A 24,405-nucleotide genomic window follows, 5' to 3' on the forward strand; every position below is an offset into this window, starting at 1 on the left:
TAAATTTTACTTTTTATTGCGATGTAGGAGTTCCAACAACGATTCAAATCGTATTGTGGGAATTCCTACAAGCAGATACTTAAATATGTTCTTTCAAAAAAGCTAATGTGATTGCCCAGGCCTGAGCGGCAGAAGTTTTATGATACGCCGCTCTTGCATCACAAAAAAATCCATGCTCTGCTTCCGAAAAGACTAACTCCACGTAATTTTTTCCCGAACTTTTTAGTAATTCTGAGATCGCGGCTATATGAGTTTGTTTTACACTTCTGTCCTTGCCCGCCCAAACCAAAAGTAAGGGTGCATTTTGTTTGGGAGAATATTCTTCCGAAGTTTGGACAATCCTAGATCCGTAATATGAAATAGCTGCCTTGAAAGTATAAAGGGAATTCGCCAAAAAGGAAACCCATCCACCCAAACAATAACCTATACTTGCAATTCTATTCGGAATACTTTTAGGATTTGTTTTGATCCAATCCAAGACTGCATCCAGATCCGATTTTAAATTTTCAGGAGTTAATTGGCTGAAATGAGGTTTTAATGCCATGAAGTCTTCGTAACTTCCCGCAAATCCTGGAGGAGCGGTTCTATAATAAAGTTCGGGAGCGACTGCGAGGTAACCTTCTTTAGCAAATCGAACAGCAATATCTTTGATATGATCGTTTACTCCGAAAGCTTCTTGTAATACTAAAATACAAGGAGAAGGAGAAGAATCCGGATAAGCCACGAATGTTTGCATTTCTCCATGAGCTGTTTTAATTATAATCGTTTCCGTATTCATTTTCACCTCTTCAAAAGCAGGTAGAATGATCGGATCATTCGGATCCTTGTCGATCGATTTACAAGCTTCTAATACCTATTTAAGTTCTTTTCTTTTTTCTTTCGATTTCCAAACTAAGTTTCATGCTGTTTCGTATTTTTTGGCTCCTTCTTCTTTTTCCTACTTTCTTATTCTCCCAAACTTTTAATCCTGAAGTTTATGATTCAAAAAGTAAATCTAAGGTGGATCTTTCATCTATCATAGAAAAGGCTAAAGATGCGGACGTTATTATTTTCGGAGAAGAGCATAATGATAAGGTAGGACATGCTTGGAAATTGGAGGCTTTTAAAAAAATTGCCTCCACATATTCGTTACTTCTTTCCTTGGAAATGTTGGAGAAGGATCAGCAAAGATCAGTGGACGAATACTGTAAGGGAGAGATCACTGAAAGAGGTTTTTTGAATTCCGGGAAATTTTGGCCGAATTACCAAACTGATTATCATCCGATGGTTTCTTTTGCAAAAGAAAAAAATCTTCCCGTGCTTGCGGCTAACGCTCCCAGAAAATATGTGAACCTTGTATCCCACCAAGGTTTGGATTCTTTATATAAGATCAGATCTCCTTTTCTTCCACCTAGATATACTTATAATTTATTCAGACAAAAAGAATACGAAGAACTTCTGTCTGCAATGATAGCAGAACATTCGCCTACAGGATTTTCTCCGGATAAACAAAAGTTTATAGATGCCCAATATGTTTGGGATGCTTCTATGGCTGATTCGATTGCAGAGGCATACTTTTTATTAAAAAGAAAGATCGTACATGTGAACGGAAGATTCCATTCTGATAAAAGTTTGGGACTGACATATAGGCTGAAACAGATGGGCCTGAATGTTTTGACGGTCAGCATTTTCCCTTCGGAAGAAGGCAAAAGTTTTCAAGAAGAAGATTGGAAATTGGCTGATTTCCTGGTAATCACCGAAAGAAAACCGGTGCCGTAACACTTTCTTGCTTGTAGGGTTAGTGGATCTCTCCGACATTAATAGAGATGTTGGAAACTAAGGTTCGCACTCTTACCGAAACCAAGTTTGAATGCCTTTCTTGCGGAACCGTTTCCAGGCTGCCGGAAGGAGTTCCTACAGGGACTGTTTTTAAACTCACTTGTTATCGCTGCGGCCAGAAGGCATTAGTCAAATACGTATCTTCTCCCCCTGAGATTATAGAAGAAAAACCCTCACCCAAAGAGGAGATACCTGCACCACCTGTTGGAATTCCAACATATCAGGAAAGAGAAAGACCTTCTATTCGTCCTATCCAAAAAGAAGTCTCAAAAGAATCTACACTTACCGGCTTCCTTGACGGTATCCAATCCAAATGGGAGAATTGGAAAGAGTCCTGGTCCAAAAATCCTTCTGAGGACCGTCCTTGGTTCCAAAGGGTCAGGACCGAAACCGATACTCCTACCGCTTTCCATCGTCCGATCAAAACTTTATCGGAAAGATTATTAGAGAAGGGCAGAAGGTTCCAATTTCCTAAATTCCGTCCGAATATCTGGCTCGTTCTGATCCCTTTACCTTTGGCATTAGTATTCCTGATCTTTTTCTGGATGGGAGTTATCCAAAGAGAAGCGGAAGTCCCAGGTCTATTAAGTATTTTTTATATTCATCAACCTACTGTCATTTATGATAGGGACGGAAGGAAAGTTTCCGAAATTTTCGGCAAAAAAACAAGCAACCTAGAATGGGAAGCTTATCCGGAAAATCTAAAAAGAATGGTGCTTCTTGTAGAAGACCGTAGCTTTTTTTCACACGGAGGAATCCATTATTCTTCGGTGCTACGCGCATTTTTCGTAAATATAATCAGTCTTCGATTTAAACAAGGCGCTTCTACAATCACTCAGCAGCTGGCTCGTATCCTTCTGAATGATCGTGAAAAAAGTTTGGGAAGAAAGTTAAAAGAAGCCCAACTTGCTTATGCTTTGGAATCTTCTTTGGACAAAGAGAAGATCCTTTTACATTATATGAATAATGTATATTTGGGTCACGGTGCCTTCGGATTTGCGAGTGCTTCGGAGTTTTATTTCGGTAAAAAACCGAAAGATTTAAATGTATCCGAGATGATCGTTCTGGCTTCTTTGGCTTCCGCTCCAAATCGTTTTTCTCCATTAAAAAACCCTGATCTATCTTCCGGAAGAGTAGAGGCAATCCTCCGATCTTTAGAAAATGACGGCGCATTAAAAGAAGATCTAAGGCCAACAATCCAAGATATCTACCAAACATTCAATACACGTTCTCCCGGAGAGACAGTGTATGGAAATCGTAAGGATGATTCTCCTTACGTAACTGAACATGTCAGAAAATTTCTCCAAACAATGTATCCTGACACCAACATTTATGAAAGCGGAGGATTTTCAGTTTATACCACAATTTCTCAACCTGTTCAGGCCGAATTGCAGAAGGTGGTCAAAACACATGTGGAAAATCTTCTAAAAGGCGGACAGGTTAGACGAAACCGTCTCACTGAGAATGGTAAAAATGCGGATGTAACTCCTTTCCGGAATTTAGTCGCAGATCTTTCTCCTGCATTGGAGTTATTTATAGATACGGACCGATTTGTAACCGGAGGAGATAGCGGGCTTCAGGCTGCAGTAGTAGCGGTGGATCCTCAAACAGGAGATGTTCTTCTTTTACACGGAGGAACGGAATTCAAATCGGATAATCAATTTCCTAGAGCGACCGGAATGTATCGACAAACCGGATCTACGATCAAACCGATCCTATATTCGGAAGCGATCGATTCCGGGATCGCGAATCCTGCGACACATATCTTAGATGCACCTTTGATTTATAAAAATTCGGTCTCGAATTGGATGCCTGAAAATATAGGAAACCAATACGATGGGGATATTTCCCTCAGAGTTGCACTTGCAAAATCCAAAAACACTGCGGCGGTCCAGATCGCCGAAAAACTCGGATTAGGTGAGATTTCTGCCGCATTCGAAAGGTTTTTCTTTCCAGAAGAGAAAGTTTTGAAAAGCAGATTTAGACGAGATCTTTCTTTGGCTCTCGGTTCCTTGGAACTTTCTCCTTTGGAAATGGCTTCTGCATATTCTGCATTTGCAAATGACGGAAATATAGTAAGACCTCATTTGATCGAAAAAGTGGTAGATAGAGCGGGTAACGTTGTTTATCAAAGAAAGGACCAAGACGAATTCAATTTGAAATGGCCTCAGACTAGAAAAGCGATCACACCACCTACTGCTGAGATCATGGTGGATCTACTGCATGGAAGTGCAAATCATGCAGGTGTCCGAAATACTGGCTATAGGGGAGAAGTAGCAGGAAAAACGGGTACTACGAACGAGCATAGAGACGCATGGTTCGTTGGTGTAAGGCCTGGAATTTCAATGGCAGTTTGGTTAGGTTATGATTCTCCAGGTTTTGGGATGGGAAGTTCTGCGTTAGGCGGAACAATTGCTGCTCCTTTATGGGGAACCATCGCTAAACTATTCGATTCCGCGGAATCCGGAGATAAGGAAGAAAGAAAAAAATACCAATACTCCCAAAGAGCAGTGACGATGGAAATCTGTCCTGAATCTGGAAAACTTCCCGGGCCGGATTGTCCTAAAAAGACCAGTGAATTATTTCATCCATCTCATCTTCCCGCGGAGACCTGTCCTCTGACCCATAAGTCGGATGCAAAACAGGAGCTTTTGAAGAATGTTTTCTAAAAGAAAGAACGCGGCTCTTTTCTTTCTGTTATTTTCCTTTTTCCCTAGTTTGAGCTTCGCAGTTTCTTATGAAGAAGCTTACGAATTAGAAAAACTTTCTCCGGTATTCGCAATCCCATTATACGAAGAAGTAGTTCGATCTTCCGGCACTGGAGATTTTAAAAAGACAGCATCTTCCAGGCTTTATTTTTTATATGAAAAATTTAATAAATACCTTCCTGCCATCCAATACCAAACCAAAGCAGGAAGTTTAAAAAATAAAAAAGGGGAATGGTCTTCTTTAGTAAAAACACTTTCGGATGGATTGGGAGTCACACCGTTCTCTTTGCTTGCAGTTATAAATTCTTGCTCTAAGGAAACTCCAGTTTGGGTGCCGCCTGAACCGACTGTTCATCCGGAAACTGGAGAACTGATCCAACCGACTCCTCCCGATCCATATAGAGTATTATCTAAAAAAGAAAATCATTCTTTGATCCGTCTTTGTTATTCTCTCAAAATGAAACAAAGAGATTTTGAAGGATGGGATAATATATTCTTTTATCTATTCTCCAAGGATGTTCTTACAAAAGATGAGGCGCTTCCACTTTGGGTGGGATCTTCTATACAATCCGGAAAAGGAACTCCATACAAAAGAGTATTCCTTTCTGGAAGATTCAAGGACTTGAGTAATGAATCCAAATCGGATCTATTATTCTTATATGCAAAGTTTCTCAGACATAACGGAAAATTCGAATCTAGCACCAGATATTTTCTGACAAGCAGCACTTATGCTTCTTCTAAAAGAGGAAAATGGGAGACTGCGAAAAATCTGCTGATCATGGACAGAAAAAAAGAAGCCTGCACGATGATCGGAGATTCATTCAACGCAGGTGATGAATCCGAAATATTAATGAAGAAGATTTGTCAGTCAGGTAATTGGGATTGGATCCAAACCTATTTACCAGCTCTCAAAATTTTGATGAGAGAAAATCCCGATCCGGTATTTGCTTATGCAATCGAGGGCGGTGGCAGAGAAGCGATAGACTTATTCTTAAAGCAAGTCGGCTCCAAAACTTCAGACAAAGACGACGATTCAGAAGAAGATTCAGAATCGGCAGACATTCTGAACAAACTTATCCCACCAGAGAACAGAAATAAATTTCCTTTCTGGGATGCTCGAGACAAAGAAGCGGATCTTGTAGTTCCGGACAGAGCAAAATATTTATGTAAGGTAATACGTAGGCCATTCTTCGGGACTCCTTCTATCCAACCTCAGTTCTGCAAAGAAGTTTCTCCTGGAAGTCTGGAAACATTACTTTCTATCGTAGCAGAAGAAGAGGAAGAGGCGAGTTTTGCATTCGCTGATCCGGCTTATCTTCCTCTTTCCGTAAAATGGATCTGGAAAAACGGATCAGAATCCGAATCGAATGCGGAGCCCACTCTAGTAAAAGTTTTGGGTCCTTCTTCCGAGCCTGGGCCTTGGAATTTGGAATTTATAGTATATCGTAAAGTTCTAAATCGTGCTTATGCGGAGATCAGAATCAAGGACAGATACTTTGTAGTTTCCGTGAAACCTTCTTATGTGGTTTGGAGTAAGAATTAAGAAAGTTGTTCTAACTTACTGTTGTATACCTGCGCACCAAACATTGCGGATGGATAAAGTATCAGAAATATTCTGAGTTGGATTTCCATCAATCAATAGTAAGTCCGCTCTTCCTCCTGGAAAAATTCTACCACGATCATTTAAACTAAATCTTCTCGCTGGAACGGAAGTGGCAGCGCGTAATGCCTCGATAGGCTTGAATCCTGCCGCCACCAACAACTGCAATTCATGATGAAGACTTGCACCATGAGCAAGTCCGCCCAGATCTGCAATCGGCTCGGATACATCACTTCCCGCTAATATATCCACACCTGCTTTATGAAGAGCCATTACACTTTCGAAAGAATTTTCTAATTTTCCCTTAGGATAAACATTCATATTTTTGGAGAGGGCTTCTAACCATTCTTTACTTAACTTGGAACTAACACGTTTATCCTCGACTAATGTGCGGGGACTATTTCCGAAAGCCGTGGAGAGTGTAGTCAATGTAGGTACAATAAAAGCTCCGGAAGACCGAATCGCAGAGATCAGTTCCTTATCAGGTTTTTCGTCAAAGAACATATGTGCCAATCCATCTACTCCAGCGGAAATTGCTCTTCGACCTCCGACAACAGAAGTGACATGAGCGATTGCCATCTTTCCGTGACGATGAGAAGCTTTAACGGAAGCAACTAAAGTTGGATCATCAATTACCGGAAGCCCTGGTGTGCCTACAGTGTCTCCATTTTCTATAATGATCTTAATGAAGTCGGAACCTTCTTCTACTTGTTTGTCTACGAACTTGATTGCTTCTTCCGGAGTGGAAACGAATGGATAACGATAAAATGTTTTTAAGAACCAGTTACTACTCAGCTGCATATACTGTGTAGGATGTCCTCCAGGAGGAGTGATTCCCATACCTGCAGAACGTATATCGGCAAGATCGGTCCTATTTGCAATTTGCCAACGTTCCCAAAACATCCATTGGCCGGTCATTTCTAATTCCGTAGTCACTCCGAATAAGAGAGCATCATGTAAACCGTCTATATCCGTATGAACATGTGAGTCTATTAGACCCGGCATTAACATTCCGCCGTTTGCATCTACAATTCTGGCGCCTGCAGGAATATCTCCTCCGATAGAATGAATACGATTCCCCTTAATTACCAACGTGCGATCTTTAATCAGATTTTCTCCATCAAAGATATTCGCATTGATGATCGCGATCGTTTGGTCTTCCGAGGTGTCAGATTTTTTGCAGTCAATCAAAAAGAAGGCGGCGGTTATTGATAAGACAGTAATCGTCTTCAGCATATAGTAATGAGAAGTTTTAATTTGTATGTTTGGATTCATGTTCAGTATCACTTCAAGATCAATTCCACAATTTCTTCCGGAGACTTTTTATTTTGGATACTGATCTCTTCTAAAGATTTAGAAGGATCGTCTATGATTACATTATTCTTTTTTAGGATTTCCTCTGCTTGCTGATAGTTTCCATTCAACAGTTTTAAAGAATCTGAAACGGGAGATCTTAATACTTTTTCCAGAATATCCTGTTCCAGGTTTCCGTGCATCTTTCCGCCAACGATAAATGCGATTGAAATGATCAAAATTGCAATACTCGGAAGAAGAAGTTGTTTCTTCTTCGCATAATTTTTAATACTACTCCAATTCATTCGTATATGGAAAATCGCAAACAGTACAAAACTTACACCCAAGAATTCATGAACAACTTTTGTATAATCATCTAAGAGATGAAAGAACATCAAAACACCAGTGGCACCGACAATAAGGAAGATAAAAACTAAATAAGGTGTAACGAATTCTTTTTTGAGTTTCATGGGTGGCTCTCTTGTTCTTTATGAGACCTTGGTTGGTATTAAGGTTCCTTAAATTTATAATTTGGGCGACTCCTTCGCTTTGCTCGGATCGCGCTCTACTCTCCAATCAGCAAAGCACCATAAATGGTGCATTGCCGGATTTCCGCTGCGATCGCTGTCGCGTGTGGAAGATTCGCCGTTACATTTTTCCGCGCCCCATAGGAAGCGGAAAAACCCGTAGGGTTGCTGAACGAAGTGAAGCAAAATCTAAATCGGACACGAAAGACTAGAATAGGGCAGGACGGATTCGCCGTTACGCAGTCAGAATATTAATTGAAATTAGAAAATGCGGATTCGCCTCCCCTTCGCTCGGCACTCCTGCCTCGCTCGCGTAGGCTCGTCGCAATGCTTGCTCGACTTCCTGTCTCGCATCGCTTCCTATGGGGCGCGAACGCATTGCTCAATTCGAATCCTTCCGGATTTTTTAGTATATTAGGATTTTGTTTTAATGGGAAAGGGAGAAACTTTTGGGCAGGGAAGGATTCGAACCTTCGAAGGCTGGGCCAGCAGATTTACAGTCTGCCCTCGTTGACCGCTTGAGTACCTACCCGTTGTTGAGAGCCATTATTTTTGCTCAGGGTGGCTGGTCAATCTTATTCGGAAAATGAACGAGCTGCCTATAGGAATCGAACCCACAACCGTCTGATTACAAATCAGATGCTCTACCAATTGAGCTAAGGCAGCGTTCAAGAGACAGTTTTCGAAATCATTTTGTCGGGTCAATCGATTAAAAAGGATTTTCTCCAGCTTTCAAATATTGTCTTTTGGACAGATGTCTCTTTTTCTGATCAATACCGGAATGACTCTCTCTATCCTTTTTTTTTATACGGGGTATTGGTTTCGTTTTAGAAACAACCGATTGCATAGGATCTTTAATTTGGGAGGGATTCTTTTCAATTTAAGCACCGCGGTTTATCTGCTCGGCTTAAAATATTTAGGACCAGGGATAGAACAGTCAGGGCTTATCGCTACTGTTGATAAACTGTATATAGACATTCACAGAGCAGTCGCGGCTATTACACTTATTATGATGTTACTCATGGGTTGGTCCGGGCTGACGAGAAAAAAAGAATTCCATAGGAAGCTTCATTTTATTTTTCTACCATTATACACACTCGTTTATCTATCGGGACTGTTTTTGTTCCGCTCGAATTAATACCGGAGCTGCTTACGTGGAAGACACCAAAGAAATCAAAATATTCGCTAATAATATCCGCAAAAATGTGATCAAAATGGTCACAGCGGCTAAATCCGGTCACCCGGGTGGTCCTCTCGGACTTGCGGATATTTACGCAGTATTATACAAAAAGGTCCTAAATCATAAACCTACTGATCCGGATTGGGAAGATAGAGACAGACTCATCCTTTCCAACGGTCACGTATGCGCAGTACGTTATGCAGCCATGGCTCAGGCTGGATTTTTTCCCGAGTCCGAACTTCTTACCTTTAGGAACATAAACTCTAAATTACAGGGACATCCTTCTACCCGTTATTTAAAAGGGATCGAAAGTTCTTCCGGATCTCTTGGTCAAGGGCTTTCAGTTGCAGTTGGGATCGCTTTAGGTGCAAGACTTTCTAAAAAAGATTACAAAGTATATGCATGTATCTCTGACGGAGAATGTGGAGAAGGTATGACTTGGGAAGCGGCACAATCCGCTGCTCACTATAAAACCGATAACCTGATCGCGTTTATGGATAAAAACGGGATCCAGATCGACGGATTCACTAAAGACGTGATGAATCTGGAACCTCTAAACAAAAAGTTTGCTGCATTCGGTTGGAATGTATTAGAAGCAGATGGTCATAATATTGAATCCATTATCTCCGCTTTCGAAAAGGCAAAAACTCATAAAGGTTCTCCTACCATTATTCTTTTCGAAACCGTATTAGGAAAAGGTGTATCCTTCATGGAAAATAATCCTGGATGGCATGGAACTCCTCCGAATGCGGAACAAGAAAAGAAAGCATTGGAAGAATTAGAGCAAGTAACCGCTTAATCCTCTTGGGTTAGAGAAAGAAATTTTTCTAACCCGAACATTTCTATTAACATAACAAAAGTCTCATTTCATTTTTCTAATCACTTGAACAAGTGCGTTCGAAAAAGATGGAAGACATAGTTAATTTATACTGCTCATCCTTTTTTATACGATCATTTCAGATCCGAATTGACTTTCGTTTTTGAAATCCGATTTTATAGATATGCAATCCTCCGATTCTTTTTTCGGCACAGTTCCTTTTCCTCCGGACAAGATCGAGGACAAGTTTTATCAGTTAGAGTTTTCTTCTCTTCAAGATAAATCTAGGATCATAAAAGAGATCGCTAGCATGATCCCTTGGCAAGTTAGAGTCCAAGAAATTGCAGATGAACTAAAAGATCCGACTCTTAGAGTTTTTGCACGTTCCGTAAGTGCTGCAATTCATTCTGAAAGGATCAGTTATCGTTATTCTATCTTAGCGGAGAAGGGTCATCCGAATCATTACGACGATCTGGAAGAGGGTGTGTTCCTTCTTTCTTCCGTGATTGATTCGGATCTTTCTTATTTGGAGTTCAGAACATATCTGGATAAGATTGCGATTCGTGTCGAAGAGTTAGTGGATCTAAATGAAGATCTTGCTTCCGACGAAGTTAAGGTGCATTTTTTAACCAGAGTCCTCTCTCAGGAAGAAGGTTTCGGCGGAAATCACGATCAATACGAGGATCCGAACAATTCTTACCTTCATAAGGTATTCTCTTCTAAAAAGGGGATCCCGATCTCTCTTTCCGTTATTTATTTGTTAGTGGCTCATAGATTACAACTCCCCTTATACGGGGTAAATATGCCTCTTCATTTCCTTCTTCATTTCGAATCTTCCGAATTCCAAACCTATATAGATTCCTATCATGGTGGCGTAATGTTGGATCGTTCTACATGCATTCGTTTTCTAAAAGCGAACGGATTTCAGGCGCATGAAAGATATTTCACTCATGCGAGCAGTCTGACAATTCTCAAAAGAATGTTCCGCAACCTGATCCATATCTACCGCAAAAAAGAGGATAGGGATATGGAAAAGATCCTTTCCCGTCATCTTCTCGCCTTAGACAATAAATGGAAACCTTGACCAGAAATAGGTCTCGAACTTCCCTCCTCGTTTCCTTTACTGCTTGAGCCAAAAATTCGTTTCTAAATACTGTCGTAACAGGAAACCCGCGTGAAAGCAAAAGGATTGAAGGATCTCTTAGTCCGTAAGTTCGATAAGAAACTAAAAGATATCATAGACGAAGATCTGCGCATTCTAGCAGAGATCAAAGAATATACGATTCGGTCCGGCGGAAAGAGAATACGTCCTATTCTACATTATTGCCTTTGTAAGATCCTGGGCTATAAGGGAGATAAATACTCCGACGTAGGTGCGATCGCCGAGCTGATCCATGCCGCGAGCCTTCTTCATGACGATGTGGTGGACGAGGCCCAAACTAGAAGAGGAATGCCTAGTGTTCCTTCTAAATTCGGGAACAAAACATCTATTTTGGCCGGAGATTATCTTCTCGCGTGTGGGATTGATCACCTAAACAGTTTGGGTTCTCCCGATCTGATGGATCTATTCACTACAGTGATTAAAGATCTTTCCGTCAGTGAGCTCATTCAGATGGAATGGGAAAAAAATCCCAAAATCACATTAGATATATATAATAAAGTAGTCTATGGAAAAACAGCGTCCTTATTCGGGGCTGTCTCGGAAGCGGCGGGAATATTGGCAGAAGCCCATAAGAAGACCAGAAAAAAACTGCATGAATTCGGGATACGTTTAGGTTCTTTATTCCAGAAACAAGACGATGCGATCGATTATTTCCAAGCGGGAGACCAAACAGGAAAAATCCCCTTAAAGGATTTTCGGAATGGTCTATATACCTATCCGATTTTGAAATTATTGGAAATTGCAGACAAGAACGATAAGAAGTTGGCTCATTCTTTATTCGCTAAAGAAGAAAGAAACTCGGATGATGATCTTGTCATTCTATCCTTATTGAACCGATATAATATTCGTAAAAGTTTGAACGAAGAATTTGTGGCAGATGTAGAAGGTTTATTAAGCTTTTTGAAATCTTATCCTGAGTCTAACGAAGGTAATCTTGTTAAAGAACAATTCCGCAAACTGATGGAAGTCTGATTCCTTTGAATAGTCGAATAGAAGGCGAAAGAATTTCTCTCGCCTTCTCCGTCAAAAAACGATTATTTTTTGCCTGGTGCTTTTACTTGTACTTTAGAAACTTCTTCTAAGAACTTTTTGATATTCGCTCTTGCAGAGTTTTCATTCGCTAATCTCATTCTTTTTACGCCGATCAGCGCATCACCCATAGTAGCTTCACCGGATTCATCTACTAAAAGTTCGGAAATTACCTGAGTTCCTTTGGAAAGAGTGTATTTGATTTTAGTTTTTACAGTGAAAGTGGTTCCGAAAAGAGGGCGATCCACGTCTACAATCTCGATTTTAAGATGCCAGTTGTTTCCGAATTGTTCTTCGAGGGTCTCGAAAAGTCCTGCAGCCGCTACGGATTCTTTTACCGCAGCAGTAAATTCCTCATCGGATATTTTGGACATCCAGAACGGTAAAGTGATACTTCCGCCAACGGATTCGTTGATATAAATTTTATCTCCGACTTTTTTTGGAGCTTTAAAGTCTGTGACTCTCATTCCTTCTCTTGTAGAAGGGAAAGCACAATTGAACATTACTAACGCAGATGCGATTAGGAAAATGGTTTTACGATTCATTTTTATCCTTATTACGGGCAATTTAGAGTAGTATGATTTTCTAAAGCGCGTGACGGTCAAATATTTTAGATAATAAGGGACGAATATCCTTATGAGGATATAAGCAAATCGGATTATCCCATATGGGATAATCAAACAGGAAATGTACATAAAAAAGCCGCGAACAAATCCGCGGCTTTTCTTTTAGCTATTTATGCTAAACTTTGGTTATTGGCCGGTTGTTGAAGAACCGGAAGGAATTGCGTTACTTGTACAGTTAATATCACCTTTAATTGAAACTGTAGGACCGCTTGCGGTATTCGTATTATAACATTTTAAACCGTCTTGGGTATAACACATACTGGACGAAGTAGCGGAAGTACAGTTGATAAAGTCAGTAGTATAACATTGGGTCAAGGCAAGACCTGCGGATCCGGTTGTTACTTTGTTTCCTACTAAGTCCACAGTAACCGTTAAGTAGGAGAGGGCCTGGGTACTAGAAGTTCCCGTGTCCACAGGCACTCCACTTCCTCCCCAGAAAATTTTTCCGTAGTTTGCAACTACCGGAGAAATTCCTAATAAAGGTAGGCCTGAGAAGGAGAATCCTTGTTGGGCATCTACCGTTCCTTGGTTTTGAGTAGCATCATAAACGAATTTCAAGGTTACGAACGCGCCTGTAGTAAAATACATCCTGGAATTGATCGTAAATAAATTCGTAGTGGAACCAGTGCTTGTAGTAGTTCCAGTGGTTGTTCCGGTTCCGGAACTGGAATAAGGAGTTGCAGATCCGCAGTTGGAAGTCTTGTCCTTATCGATTTCTCCCTGGATAGGAAAGGTGGAACCGTCGGTTCCAGTGACAGTAAGATCTACTTTATTAGTATCACCAGTATTACAAGACACGAGCACCGCGACCGTGGCGATTAGGCCGACAAATGCAGGGAATAATTTGGAAATAAATGGTTTGGAGAAGGCCATAATTCTAATATCTATCTTCGGAAAATCATGGTCAAGAATGAAATCTTGGGAACGAAAACTCGACCAGCTGGGCCTTAGACCATGAAAACAGACGGAAAGGTTCCACCATTGAGTTGACTTGCCTCCGATTTTAGTTTCCGATCGTCCTTCTGATGGATGTAAGGGTAGAATCTTATTCAGATTATAAACCGGGTGTTTTGGAAAAATGGGGCATTAAAATTCTCCGGAATTATGTCAATGGAGACAAGGAAGAAGAGAAACTCCTGGGGCCAAGCCCGGACTTTTTCCCTAAAAGTACTAGGATCATACGCTGGGCTTCCTTCTTAGGATTGCAGATCGGATTTTGGACCACTTATTTTATAATCTTAGTCGAGAAACTTTTTCCTGAATCACCTGAAACATTCTCACCTGAGTTTATAGAAAAATGGAGTTATGCAGGAGCAGCATTAGCAATCGGGACCATCTTAGAATTTTATCTACTTTATAAATTAGGATTATGGGCCGCGTATAAACTCACAAAACTTTCAGGAATAGAATTAGAAGAAGATCCCGATCTTGTTACCGGAAATGCAAATCTACTTTCCAGAATGGCTTTGGAAATTCCTGATCCGGATCTAAAATTATTAGGGATAGATCCGTTACGACTCACGGACAAAAGAAGTTTACTCATACGAACATTCTTTTACAAGACCAAGGTTTTACTTTCTAACCTGATCGCTAAAATTGTACTCAGAAAAATTTTAGCAAGAAACTCATTAAGAGTATATGCAGACTATATTGCCGCTCCCATCACTGCGATCTGGGATGGGGTAGTGATGTATTTGATCTTAAAAGAACTTAGGATCAGATTACTTTCCAGGATCATCGCAAAAGAAGTCACGGACGAAATATTAAAAAATAAGGATAAACTCAGCAAAGAGGGGAAGATTGCATTCTTAGCTGCAGTTGGAAACTCAGTAGTATTCACCCAAATATTCCATCCCAATTTGGAATACATGCTAATCAAAATGCATAAAGGATTCGGTTCAAATTCTCAAAATGGATCTTTGGATGATCTGGATACATTCGGAAGTTTGGTCTCCCAATTATCTAAGGAAGAAAAAAAGGCCTGCTTGAGATTATTATGTGTCGCATGTTCCTTCGATGGAAAACTATCAGCGTTCGAAACAAAACATATTAAACGAATTTTGGGAGAAGAAGCGAAAGAGAATTTAGACTCAATTCGAATTCTCTCGGAGTATATCCGAAAAGGAAATTTAGAAGCTTGCAGAGAAAGGAGTCGCTTATTTTCCTAGAAGACGGACTAGGCAAATCGATTTAGCCAAGGGAGAATTCGAGTTTGAAAATATATCACTACGACTCAATTCCAGACGTAAAAGAAATCGGGGACGGAATTTTTAAAACGGAGATCCCTCAGCCGTTTTATGCACCCAATAATATTTATATTCTCCCAGATGGAGAGCCTGCGCTTATAGATTCGGGCTATCTTGCCAATTTAGGAATGCTCCAAAGAGCGCTGCGGAAAATCGGACTTAGCTTAAATAAGATCAAACATATTTTTTATACTCATAACCATTTGGATCATCTTAGTGCGGTTCTTACGATCCGTTATTATACCGATGCAAAATTATACGCAATGAAAGGAATGGCGTCGGGAATCGGAAACTATTTGGAACATGTGGAAATGTTCAATAGAGCTTCTAAACGATTGGTGTATAAGGGCCATAGAGTTCCGGAAGATCGTAAAAGAGAATTATCAAGGATAGAAGAAGGGAATCTAAACTTAAGAAATACATTAAGTAGAGGAACTCGTATCGATCCTATCTTAAAATTCGATATAGAATTGGTAGAAGGAGACGTGATCCACGCCGGTGGAAGAGATATCGGATTTTTACATACACCGGGCCATAATCTTTGGCATCTCACTCCTTATATCTTGGAAGAGAATATATTTTTCACGGGAGATCTTGTCCTACAAAACATTTCTTCTATTTATGCGGAGATCGACGGGAACTTAGAGGATTACTATCGTTCTTTAGAAAGGATTTCCAAGATGAGCATCCGCAGACTATTGCCTGCTCATGGACCGGAGCCTGAATCTCCTCAAAAGGCAATTAAACTTCTTCATAAAACATTACAGATCTTGGAAAGAGGCGTGATCCGCAGACTCAAGGAAAAAGAGTATGATCTTTCCGCTTTAACCTTAGAAGCAATGGGGGAGAAGGTCGCTAATTCAGGATATTATAATACTGCAATGGCGATCTTACATTCTATGGTTCGTAAGTTTATAGACAAAGGTTGGGTGGAAATTATAGAAACAGAACCACCTTACGAGACTTATCGCTGGATTGCGGAGACTTAAACCTCCGGGATAACCTCTCCAAAAAATCGTGTCGCTCTGATTTTCAAGTTATATGCTTTTATAAATAAAAGTTCTAGGTTGACCACGTCTTCTTTATTATATTTTAAAAGAAGATCCAATGCATCTTGGTCATCGTATTGAACATATTGCCACCACAATCGAACAGCGTCTGCGCCGTTCACTTCATAAGGAAGATCTCTTTTGATACCTAGGGCCTTCTCGCATCCTTTTAAACCCCCTTTGATCCCGAGGCTTCTAAGAATGTACATTAGATCCAAATGACGGTTCTTGAATTTTTTACCGAACTCCCTTTCTAAAAAAGGAACATCGAATGCAGCGCCGTTATAAGTCACAAAAACATGAGAAGAAGAAAGTTCCTCCGGAAAATCATCCATATTTCTTCCTCTCAGATATGTTTTGAAATCTTTACCATCGTAAGTTCCAACGACAGTCACAAAGTCACCACTCCCTAAACCGGAAGTTTCAATATCCAAGTAGAGAAGATTTTCTCTGATGATCGGGAATAATCTCCATTTTTGTTGGTTGGGTAGAGCGAAGAAAAAATAATCCCAGTTCTTTCTGTTCATTTCCTTTCTGGAAAAATCCAAAGAATCCAAAAGTAATCTGGAATGCATATCGGAAGGGGACTTTACTTTTTCTTTTAATACTTCTCTGAGTTCGTCCCAATGAAGAATTCCTTGGTCCCAGAGTTTCCCCTCTTCGATCACATCGATGCCGGGGAGATGGCAGAATGTATGTTCTAACAAAGATCCCCCTTGGTGTGTTAACCCTTAGTTTTGAAAAACGCTCTTTTTCCTACAAGGAAGAATAACGTGAATACCAGAATTGTATAAAGATAAAAAGGAAAATTTCCCCATTCGGAATAGAATGTATTTCCTCCTTCTTTCAATTTTGTGGCGGGAAGTAAGAAGGATCTGGTATCTTTTTCTCCATATCTGGTCGGATGACTGAGACTTCTGCCGTAAGGATCCACTGCGAGTGAAATTCCTGTGACCGCAGGGCGCACTAAAGTAAGTCCGAATTCTATCGCTCTAAATCGGACCGCTCCTGCATGTTGCCAAGCTTCTACTTCGGATGAGAACCAGGAATCATTGGTTGGGTTTACGAAAAAAGTGTACGTATCTTTGGAAGCGAATTTTACGGAGTCTCTAACAAGATAGGAGAACATTGCCTCATAACAGATCAAAGGTAGGATCTGATAGGAAACATTCTCTTCTTTGCCGGAGCTAGCTAAAATTGGACGGAAATGATCCGGATTTTGGATTAAAGGTGTTTCTTCTTCCGTAGGCAAAGAAGGAATTCTTTCTCTTCTTAAGGAACGATATCCGAGGAGAGGTTTAGGATCTCCTCCTGTGATATAAAATGAAGTTTCCTTAAATAATTTTCTCAAAAAAGGAAATGTAGACTCGAAAGGAATATATTCTCCGAAAGCAAGTAATCTTCTTTTATCATAACGTTCCACTTCTCCATTGGTAGAAGAAAGAAGTGTTACCTGATTTTTTAAACCTTCCGGAAAACGATTCAATTCATTGTATAAAATATCCGCTCCGGATTTATACGTTAGATACATTAGAGCACCATGGAATGTGGAAGAGTAAACTCCTTGTCCAGGATTTTCATTTGGGATGGTTCCATGAAATGGGACAGCAGACTCGGGCAAAAATAAAAGATCAGGAGGAGGAGAAGTTTCTAAAGAAGATCGAAGTCCTAATTCCAGGCTTGTGCTGATTGTTTGCCCTACAAATTCTGGATTTTCGGCCAGTTCTCTTTTGCCGGGAGACGTATTCGGCTGTATTAGGACTCCTGAAAGTTTTAAGATCCCATCTTCTATTGCCGGAGTAGAATTAGGAACGGTATAATCGGGAGCGGAATAAAGTCTAAAACTACCTAAGGTCCAAACAATCCCGAAAATGAGTATACCTACGATCCCGTGTCTCTTTAAAGAAGGATCCCTGATCAATACTAAAGAAGAACTTCCTAAGAGTAGAAAAAATCCTACTCCAAATATACCGGTCCAGGATGCGATCTGTGAAAAGGATAGATTTCCTTCCGCTAAATTTCCCCAGTACCAAGGGAAAAGTTGAGGCATGATCAGATCGGATAAAACTCCCCAAATAGGAAAAATTACCCAGCCGAATAGAGTAGATCTTTCCGGAGAGTTAATGTATTTATTATATAAGAATAAACTAAACTGCCATCCCAAATAAAAGATGATGAGTTTACAATGGGAGAATACCCCATAAACCAGGAATAATATCCAGGAAATGCCGGTTCCTGCTCCTGAGATCGCAGAAATAGAGGAGGGGATCCAGAAAAATACGATCAGATTAATGATCTGGGAAAGTCCTAAAAGCCAGAAAATCGCAGATCTAAGTTTCCATTCCTTTAATTCTAAAAATAGAATATAGGCGCATAACGCGGAGAGTCCCCCCGCAGGAAAAAACTCGAAGGGCTCCATTCCGAAAAGGATTCCGGACGCAATTCCGATCAGACATAAAAATGGACGGATCGGATTTCTGGAAAATCGGATCATTTGCCTTGCAGACGTCTTTGGTCTTCTTCTAAAGCTTTTCTTCTACCGTAAGCTTCTGCTTCTTCTTGTCCTAAAATTTTAACTCTGATCTCGTTCAGGGCCTTGTCTCTCTCTTCAGGTCTTGCAGTTGGATGAGCTTTGAGCCAATTCTGTTCTTCTTGGGAGGTTTGCTCTTCCTTCTTTTTTTCTGCGTCGATTTCTTTCAGGACTTTTTCTATCCTATCCGCTCCGTCTTTACCGAAATATTTTTCGCGGATCGCACGCACCTGAGGATCTTTTTCTGCGGCGGATAATTTGTTTAAATCCGTTTCTTTAAAATAAAGTTCAGTTTCATATTTATTGAACTTAGGCTCTCTTTTATTAATCGTATTATAATAGTTTCCGTAAACTCCCTTACGATATTCTTCATATCTCGCGAGCTTTTTATCTCCAGGGAGGTTTTTGACTTCGCTTAGGAATTGGTCGTATCCGAATTGGAACTCTTTCTCCGCTTCTTCTAATCCGAAGATCAATTTAGCATCTTGGTCTGAAAATAGTTCTCTTCTCTTTTTCTTTATGATTTCGTAAATTTCTTCCTGGCTTTTACCTTTAGGTTGTTCGAATTCTCTTAATACCATCTCATAAGAAAGATACTTTCTAAAAAGGCCGACGAGTCTTTCCCCATCTGCTCCAGGATATTGTTCTAAGATGAAAGCTTTTACTATTTCATTACACTGTTCCGGGGTATAATCTGCAGGACATTTCCTTCTTAATTCCCAGAGAGAAGATACCAGATCCAATTCTCCATTCGCGGCGTATTTCAGGATCTCATCGTAACTCAACCATTGGCCATCTTTATATAGTTCGCGAGAAGTAGCCATGATCTCCGGATTGATGATCCATTCTCCATTCTCATTTTGGGTCACAGTAAAGCCTGGAGAATCTCCTCCATCAAAACCGAACTCTTTGCCGGTTGAACCGGGTTCCCAAAGAAGGAATACAATCAACACTATAAGGACTAAAAAACCAGAGGCAAAAAGCCAGATTTTCGGGGGGATTTCTTTTAAACGTTCTAACATTTGAAATATTTACCGGTTGGAAAGCATTGAAGGTATTGATTGGGCGTGAGAAGGCAAGAGTTTTTACGGAAAATAAATTGGCGATTCAGGTCCTTTTTTAAATGATTCCTTCATGTCTCTTCCTATTCTTTTTTATCCGGAAGGAACCGTCGGAGCTTCGGAAATTTTTTCTTATTTTCGGAACTTAGATGTGAGATCTTATCCGGCAAAATCTCCGGAAGAGATCGAAAAGTATAAACCTAGTATATTGATCGCAAATACTAGACTCAAGGTGAACCGAGAGGCTTGTATTAAGTTTCCTAGTGTGAAAATTTTTGCGACAGTGAGTTCCGGAACGGACCATGTGAATTTTTCGGATCTAAAAAAAGAATCTAGAGTATTCATCAATTCCCCCGGAAGCAATGCGGGTTCTGTTGCAGAGTATTGTTGGGTTTCTCTACTTCATTTTTTTTCGGAAGAAAAACTGAGAAAGAAGAATGTTGGCATCATCGGTTTCGGAAATACGGGCAAGACGTTTGCCAAAATTTTAGAAGAGAAGAAGATCCCTTATATCTATAATGACCCCTTTATTAAGGATCGTTCTGTTTCTTTAGATGAGATATTAAAATGTTCCATAGTAAGTCTTCATGTTCCTCTTACTTCTGATGGTCCTTATCCTACTGTAAACTTACTCGACAAAGATAAAATTTCAAAATTGAAAGAAGATACACTTCTTCTGAACACAAGTAGAGGAGAAATTTGGTCGGAAGAAACTTTCCAGACGATCTTAGATAGAAAAGATCTATTCAAAGTGATGGATGTGTTTTATCCGGAACCTCCTAAGGGAAAGATCGCAGAACAAATGGCGAGTTTGGAAAATTCGATTTTTACTCCTCATATCGCCGGTTATAGCCAACTAGGAAGATTACTAGGTACTTACAGACTTGCGGAGAAGTTATGTATTTTATATAAAGAGAGTCCTCTTCCTCCACTTTCCCAATTTTTAAAATCGGATCAGCCGATTTCTACGGAAACTTTTTTAAAAGAAGAAGATCGGAATTTGAGAGACTCTTGGAAAAATCAAGACTGGGAGTATTTTGAAAGAAGAAGGAATTCTTACCCGGCTAGAAAGGACCTGGGGTTTGCAGATTTATAGTCGCAAAGCGGGCTTCGTAAACGAAACGATTATTTTACTAATGCTTTTTCACCGGGAAACAAAAGATATTTGGGTCTTGTCTTAGCGAGAATATCATCTATTACGAAAACTTCTCTAGTACCTCTTTTTCTTTCGAAAGGAGCTTCGTATAAAAATCCCAAGAATACAAGTTCGGAGTTTTGATGAGTTACCAAATCATCCTGTCTTACTTTGCGAGTGATATCTAAAGATAATACTTTCCAACCTGAAAAATTAAAATGTGTGAGTAATATTTTTTTTTGATCTAAGCTGGAATCTCTAACTAAAACAAAAAGAGAACCGCCTCCATCGTTTGCATACACATGGAACTTGAACTCTTTTACGAATTCTTTGGAAGACCAAGGTTTTTTGAATAAGATCTGAAAGGATTGGTTTTTTTCCGCGCTTAGTTCTACGTACAAAGATTTTTCGGATTCTCTTTCTGGAGTTCTAAAGACGGTAGAGATCCTGACTTCAGGACTAAAATCGGGACCTAATTTTGCTTTTACGTTTTCTTCTCCGAAAACTTCGGTTTCAAAATCTTGGACTACGTATTCTTTATAAATTCCGGAAAGATCTTTGGATAAGACGGAGCCAGATAAGATAAAAATCCCAATAAGTATAAGTAAGGAAAAAATCTGCCTCATGTTTTTTATTTCGGTCATATTCTCAAAAAAAACTAGCATCCGGTTTATTTTCCTAAGATCCGTTTCTCTAAAAACTTGATGGAGTATCTGTCTTTTTAAGAATCAGTACTATGGATCCTTCGGAAGATTCTAATTTCCAAACTAGGTTGGAATTCGGGGACGCATTCCGTTCTGCTTTTCATGAGTTTTTCGGAGATGAGAAAGATTTACAATACGAATTGTACGATCTAAAGCCCGAAGGCTCCGGGCCCAAAGCAAAATGGGCTACCTTCTCCATTCGAAATCCATTAGGTGGTCGATCCATCGTATTTAGATTTGATCCTGACTCTGGGACCTTCTACGCTATGTTAAAAGTGCAAGTAATCCCTGGGGAAGAAGATTGGAGCTTAGATTCTTTTTTTCAGAAAAACGGTTTTTCGGAGATTGGTTCTGTAGAAGTGCAAAATACCGCAGGAGAATGGCTTTTTCATTCTTTAGCCAGGCACTATTTAGGGGTTATTTTCAGCCATTGCCCCCGTATCTTAGAGCCTGATTATAAGTTGGAACCATAAACTAATCCGGGCAAAACAATACTATTCGACATAAATAAACGATCCGGCCCCAAAAAAGATGGGAAAGATTTCACGGAAATTTGTTATTAAGTAAAAGGCCCTGGCATGAAACGTATTGTTCTATTACTAAGTATCTTTCAGATCTTGTATTGTAACCAAGCTAAGGAAGTAAGTATAGATGCTTCCAAATCTTTGGTGGGTCTTGGATTGGATCTGACATTATCCAACCAACTCCAACCTACTGATAATGGGGTAGAGTTTGTAGCTGTAGGTGTAGCTTGCTCTTTATGGACGAGCAAAGATGGAATTGCATGGACTGCGAGTTCGGGTTCTTCCGTTTTTCCGGATTGTTCCGGGGGGAGCTTATACTCGGTCACATATGGGAACGGCTTGTTTGTCGCTATAGGAACTGTTACCGGTGATTTTACATCTAGAACGAATAATTGCGGGCTTTGGACAAGCTCCGATGCACTGACCTGGACTCGGATTTCCTGTCCGAATTCTACTACATATCCAAGCCAGGGAAATCTACCATTGCGCACCATCTCTTATGGCTCAGTTGGTGGAGTGAATAAATTCATCGCAACAGGTTCCAAATTTCTCTACGGTTCAGGCGAAAAATTATATATGATCCAAAGTTTGGACGGAGTTACCTGGACTGTGATTGAAACTATTGCAGGAGTAGATTACGGAACTGTTGATGCTTCTTGTATAACTGCTATTTATAATAATACTGTGTACTGCTCTATGGAAGTGGGATCCTATACCGCTATTTTAAGATATAACCCTGCTGCTACCATCAACGCCTTGGAATCATTTCCACCAAGTGGAAGTTCTATTGGTTCAATAGTGTGGAATCCTCCTACTGCATCTCCTTATGAGATGACTACATTTCAATTTTTCAGATCACGCTCGAATGATTTCTATTTGGTCGGGACTAGAGCAAGTGATTCCGTATCTGTGAGTTCCAAAATGAACTCGAACGGAACATGGCCTGCTTCCGTAGCCACAGGTTTTGGAGCGAATAATAGACCCAACGGTTTTGCAAGCGACTCGTCAGGAAATATTTATACGTTCGGATATAATTGCAGATGGGCTTATTCTTCTAACCAGGGAGCTTCTTGGACCGCTTTTAGTACTCTGGATACTTGCGGAGGCAGTAGCGGTTATAATGATTGGATGAGTGCTACTTATAGTACTAGACTAAATCGTATTGTGACTGTAGGAGATTCCGGTTCTATCGGGACTACAGGAATTTCTCCGACACTAAGTAGCGATTGGACATACTTGCAGGTTGCAGGTTTCAATCTTGAGATGACTTCAGTAACTAGCAAATCCAACTAAGGTCTTGCAAAACATAGATCAATAAGAAATCTGGGAAGAAGATGGACCCAATTCTAATCATAGTAATCGTATCCGGATTTTCCGTTGGGATTGTATACGGACTCTGGATCAGAAAAAGACATAAGAGCCTGTCCCAAAAGGTCCAGGCTCTTGAAGCCCGCACAGCGGACTATAAAGAATTAAAATAATCTAATCCTGTCGTATAGATCCCTCACTCAAGGGATCATAAAAAATTTTCTGAAAATGTAAGTCTTAGTTCGCTAGTTTGTTCTCTAATATATAGAGATGAAGAACAAAAGATTCGAATTAAAACTTTGGAAATTCTATCGGATTATCAGACCACTGATGGCGATCCTAATTTCTTTAGCATTCTTACTCGTGAGTATTTATCTTCCGATCAAGGTTTGAAAAACTCTCACTCAAGAATAATCATTCAAATTTCGCAGTTATCCTGAGGAAGGAATAACATAGATTTTAAAAACACTTTCAGGACTTCTCTTCCTACAGTCTGCAAAGCCCTTTTATTAGAAATATCCGACTGTATTTGCAAACCGTCAAAAAGTGCGAGTAGGGTTCTCGCGGAAAGTTCGGGAGAAAGATCCGCTTTGATCTTACCGTTTGCCTGGGATTCCTTGATCGTCTTAGCGAAAAGTTTTTCTAAAGAATCATAAAAACTTAATATTTCTTTTTCCATTGCACCGCAGGCGGTCGCTTCTGCAAACAAACGAGGGCTGCAATTTCCTTCGACTGCCAGGCGATTTGCAAGTCTTTCTAAATATTCTACCAAGCGTAGATGGGGAGGGAGTGCTTTTACTTCAGGTTCTTCGAACCCGAATCGTTCCCAGGATAAAAAGTTTTGAATGAGTGTATCTCTGATCTCTTCTTTACTTTCAAAATGGAAATAGATCCCACCTTTTGTGAGTCCAGCTGCATCCGCGATGTCTTGGACAGAAGTCCTTTCGAAACCTTTGCTAAAGAAACATTGCATGGCTGCCTGAAGGATGGATTCCTTTCGGACCTCCTCCGGCATTTTTTTCCAGCCAGGTTTTGCTTTGCTCAGTTTCATCCCTTGCCCTCTGTATCTATATTTTTCATTCGCCCGT

24 protein-coding genes and 2 tRNA genes are annotated in these 24,405 nt (G+C 40.2%); 14 read left to right on the forward strand and 12 right to left on the reverse strand.

The features are described 5' to 3' along the window. Positions 1-79: 79 nt before the first annotated feature. Positions 80-778, reverse strand: a complete 699-nt coding sequence (locus EHO58_RS05055; RefSeq protein WP_135678984.1) for a dienelactone hydrolase family protein — start codon at positions 776-778, stop codon at positions 80-82. A gap of 122 nt (positions 779-900) precedes the next feature. Between EHO58_RS05055 and EHO58_RS05060 the strand changes: the two genes are divergently transcribed. The 3 genes from EHO58_RS05060 to EHO58_RS05070 are packed head-to-tail and all read left to right on the forward strand — an operon-like array spanning position 901 to position 6,069. Continuing rightward, the gene (locus EHO58_RS05060) at positions 901-1,758 is read left to right on the forward strand and encodes a ChaN family lipoprotein (protein WP_135678986.1); all 858 of its coding nucleotides are present in this window, start codon (positions 901-903) and stop codon (positions 1,756-1,758) included. Between the two features lie 47 nt (positions 1,759-1,805). Then, complete coding sequence (locus tag EHO58_RS05065) at positions 1,806-4,487, forward strand: transglycosylase domain-containing protein (protein ID WP_135678988.1); 2,682 nt, start codon at positions 1,806-1,808, stop codon at positions 4,485-4,487. Next, positions 4,477-6,069, forward strand: coding sequence for a hypothetical protein (locus EHO58_RS05070; RefSeq protein WP_135678991.1), 1,593 nt, complete (start codon positions 4,477-4,479; stop codon positions 6,067-6,069). Before EHO58_RS05065 ends, EHO58_RS05070 begins: the two co-directional genes overlap by 11 nt. 15 nt (positions 6,070-6,084) lie before the next feature. Here EHO58_RS05070 and EHO58_RS05075 read toward each other — a convergent pair whose 3' ends face one another. From EHO58_RS05075 to EHO58_RS05090, 4 genes are all read right to left on the reverse strand, one after another. After that, positions 6,085-7,401, reverse strand: a complete 1,317-nt coding sequence (locus EHO58_RS05075; RefSeq protein WP_135678993.1) for an amidohydrolase family protein — start codon at positions 7,399-7,401, stop codon at positions 6,085-6,087. 8 nt (positions 7,402-7,409) lie between these two features. After that, entirely contained in the window at positions 7,410-7,889 is a 480-nt protein-coding gene (locus EHO58_RS05080; protein ID WP_135678995.1) for a DUF4405 domain-containing protein, read from the reverse strand. Positions 7,890-8,396: 507 nt separating this feature from the next. Beyond that, positions 8,397-8,478 (reverse strand) — tRNA-Tyr (locus EHO58_RS05085). 61 nt (positions 8,479-8,539) lie between these two features. Beyond that, positions 8,540-8,612 (reverse strand) — tRNA-Thr (locus EHO58_RS05090). A gap of 88 nt (positions 8,613-8,700) precedes the next feature. On the opposite strand from EHO58_RS05090, the gene EHO58_RS05095 reads away from it, so the two are divergent. The 4 genes from EHO58_RS05095 (at position 8,701) to EHO58_RS05110 (ending at position 12,077) form a co-directional block, all read left to right on the forward strand. After that, positions 8,701-9,084: a hypothetical protein gene (locus EHO58_RS05095; protein WP_135678997.1), complete on the forward strand. Its 384-nt coding sequence runs from the start codon at positions 8,701-8,703 to the stop codon at positions 9,082-9,084. Positions 9,085-9,100: 16 nt separating this feature from the next. Beyond that, complete coding sequence (locus tag EHO58_RS05100; protein WP_135678999.1) at positions 9,101-9,925, forward strand: transketolase; 825 nt, start codon at positions 9,101-9,103, stop codon at positions 9,923-9,925. Positions 9,926-10,127: 202 nt separating this feature from the next. Continuing rightward, a complete protein-coding gene (locus EHO58_RS05105) occupies positions 10,128-11,027 on the forward strand; it encodes a transglutaminase-like domain-containing protein (protein WP_165780485.1) in 900 nt (299 codons plus the stop codon). A gap of 90 nt (positions 11,028-11,117) precedes the next feature. Beyond that, complete coding sequence (locus EHO58_RS05110; RefSeq protein WP_135625727.1) at positions 11,118-12,077, forward strand: polyprenyl synthetase family protein; 960 nt, start codon at positions 11,118-11,120, stop codon at positions 12,075-12,077. 62 nt (positions 12,078-12,139) lie between these two features. On the opposite strand, the gene EHO58_RS05115 is transcribed toward EHO58_RS05110, so the two are convergent. Continuing rightward, positions 12,140-12,679, reverse strand: coding sequence for a hypothetical protein (locus EHO58_RS05115; RefSeq protein WP_135625726.1), 540 nt, complete (start codon positions 12,677-12,679; stop codon positions 12,140-12,142). A gap of 207 nt (positions 12,680-12,886) precedes the next feature. Continuing rightward, a complete protein-coding gene (locus tag EHO58_RS05120; protein ID WP_135625725.1) occupies positions 12,887-13,633 on the reverse strand; it encodes an LIC10920 family plasminogen-binding lipoprotein in 747 nt (248 codons plus the stop codon). Between the two features lie 152 nt (positions 13,634-13,785). On the opposite strand from EHO58_RS05120, the gene EHO58_RS05125 reads away from it, so the two are divergent. After that, positions 13,786-14,928 carry an LBF_2804 family protein gene (locus EHO58_RS05125; RefSeq protein WP_135679001.1) on the forward strand — a complete coding sequence of 381 codons (1,143 nt, stop codon included), beginning with the start codon at positions 13,786-13,788 and terminating at the stop codon, positions 14,926-14,928. Between the two features lie 44 nt (positions 14,929-14,972). Further along, entirely contained in the window at positions 14,973-15,995 is a 1,023-nt protein-coding gene (locus EHO58_RS05130; protein ID WP_135679003.1) for an MBL fold metallo-hydrolase, read from the forward strand. Here EHO58_RS05130 and EHO58_RS05135 read toward each other — a convergent pair. From EHO58_RS05135 to EHO58_RS05145, 3 genes are read right to left on the reverse strand one after another with little or no spacing between them, the layout of a single operon-like run. Continuing rightward, complete coding sequence (locus EHO58_RS05135) at positions 15,992-16,762, reverse strand: ribonuclease H-like domain-containing protein (RefSeq protein WP_135625722.1); 771 nt, start codon at positions 16,760-16,762, stop codon at positions 15,992-15,994. The genes EHO58_RS05130 and EHO58_RS05135 overlap by 4 nt on opposite strands. Before the next feature lie 17 nt (positions 16,763-16,779). Further along, on the reverse strand, positions 16,780-18,549 hold the full coding sequence (locus tag EHO58_RS05140) for an apolipoprotein N-acyltransferase (RefSeq protein ID WP_135679005.1): 1,770 nt from the start codon (positions 18,547-18,549) through the stop codon (positions 16,780-16,782). Next, on the reverse strand, positions 18,546-19,538 hold the full coding sequence (locus tag EHO58_RS05145) for a lipase chaperone (protein ID WP_244241062.1): 993 nt from the start codon (positions 19,536-19,538) through the stop codon (positions 18,546-18,548). The genes EHO58_RS05140 and EHO58_RS05145 overlap by 4 nt, the downstream gene beginning before the upstream one ends. Before the next feature lie 181 nt (positions 19,539-19,719). Between EHO58_RS05145 and EHO58_RS05150 the strand changes: the two genes are divergently transcribed. After that, a complete protein-coding gene (locus EHO58_RS05150) occupies positions 19,720-20,742 on the forward strand; it encodes an NAD(P)-dependent oxidoreductase (protein WP_135679009.1) in 1,023 nt (340 codons plus the stop codon). Positions 20,743-20,771: 29 nt separating this feature from the next. Here EHO58_RS05150 and EHO58_RS05155 read toward each other — a convergent pair whose 3' ends face one another. Beyond that, positions 20,772-21,407, reverse strand: coding sequence for a flagellar assembly protein FlaA (locus EHO58_RS05155; protein ID WP_244241063.1), 636 nt, complete (start codon positions 21,405-21,407; stop codon positions 20,772-20,774). A 110-nt stretch (positions 21,408-21,517) separates the two neighbouring features. Between EHO58_RS05155 and EHO58_RS05160 the strand changes: the two genes are divergently transcribed. From EHO58_RS05160 to EHO58_RS19785, 4 genes are all read left to right on the forward strand, one after another. After that, a complete protein-coding gene (locus tag EHO58_RS05160) occupies positions 21,518-21,958 on the forward strand; it encodes a hypothetical protein (RefSeq protein ID WP_135625717.1) in 441 nt (146 codons plus the stop codon). Between the two features lie 105 nt (positions 21,959-22,063). Continuing rightward, complete coding sequence (locus EHO58_RS05165; protein ID WP_135679011.1) at positions 22,064-23,302, forward strand: hypothetical protein; 1,239 nt, start codon at positions 22,064-22,066, stop codon at positions 23,300-23,302. A 41-nt stretch (positions 23,303-23,343) separates the two neighbouring features. Continuing rightward, positions 23,344-23,490 carry a hypothetical protein gene (locus EHO58_RS19515; protein WP_167483184.1) on the forward strand — a complete coding sequence of 49 codons (147 nt, stop codon included), beginning with the start codon at positions 23,344-23,346 and terminating at the stop codon, positions 23,488-23,490. 97 nt (positions 23,491-23,587) lie between these two features. Then, complete coding sequence (locus EHO58_RS19785) at positions 23,588-23,710, forward strand: hypothetical protein (protein ID WP_280101461.1); 123 nt, start codon at positions 23,588-23,590, stop codon at positions 23,708-23,710. A 25-nt stretch (positions 23,711-23,735) separates the two neighbouring features. On the opposite strand, the gene EHO58_RS05170 is transcribed toward EHO58_RS19785, so the two are convergent. Further along, entirely contained in the window at positions 23,736-24,368 is a 633-nt protein-coding gene (locus EHO58_RS05170) for a TetR/AcrR family transcriptional regulator (protein ID WP_135625715.1), read from the reverse strand. Positions 24,369-24,405: the final 37 nt, after the last annotated feature.

It is taken from the genome of Leptospira selangorensis (assembly GCF_004769405.1).
GTDB lineage: Bacteria > Spirochaetota > Leptospiria > Leptospirales > Leptospiraceae > Leptospira_B > Leptospira_B selangorensis.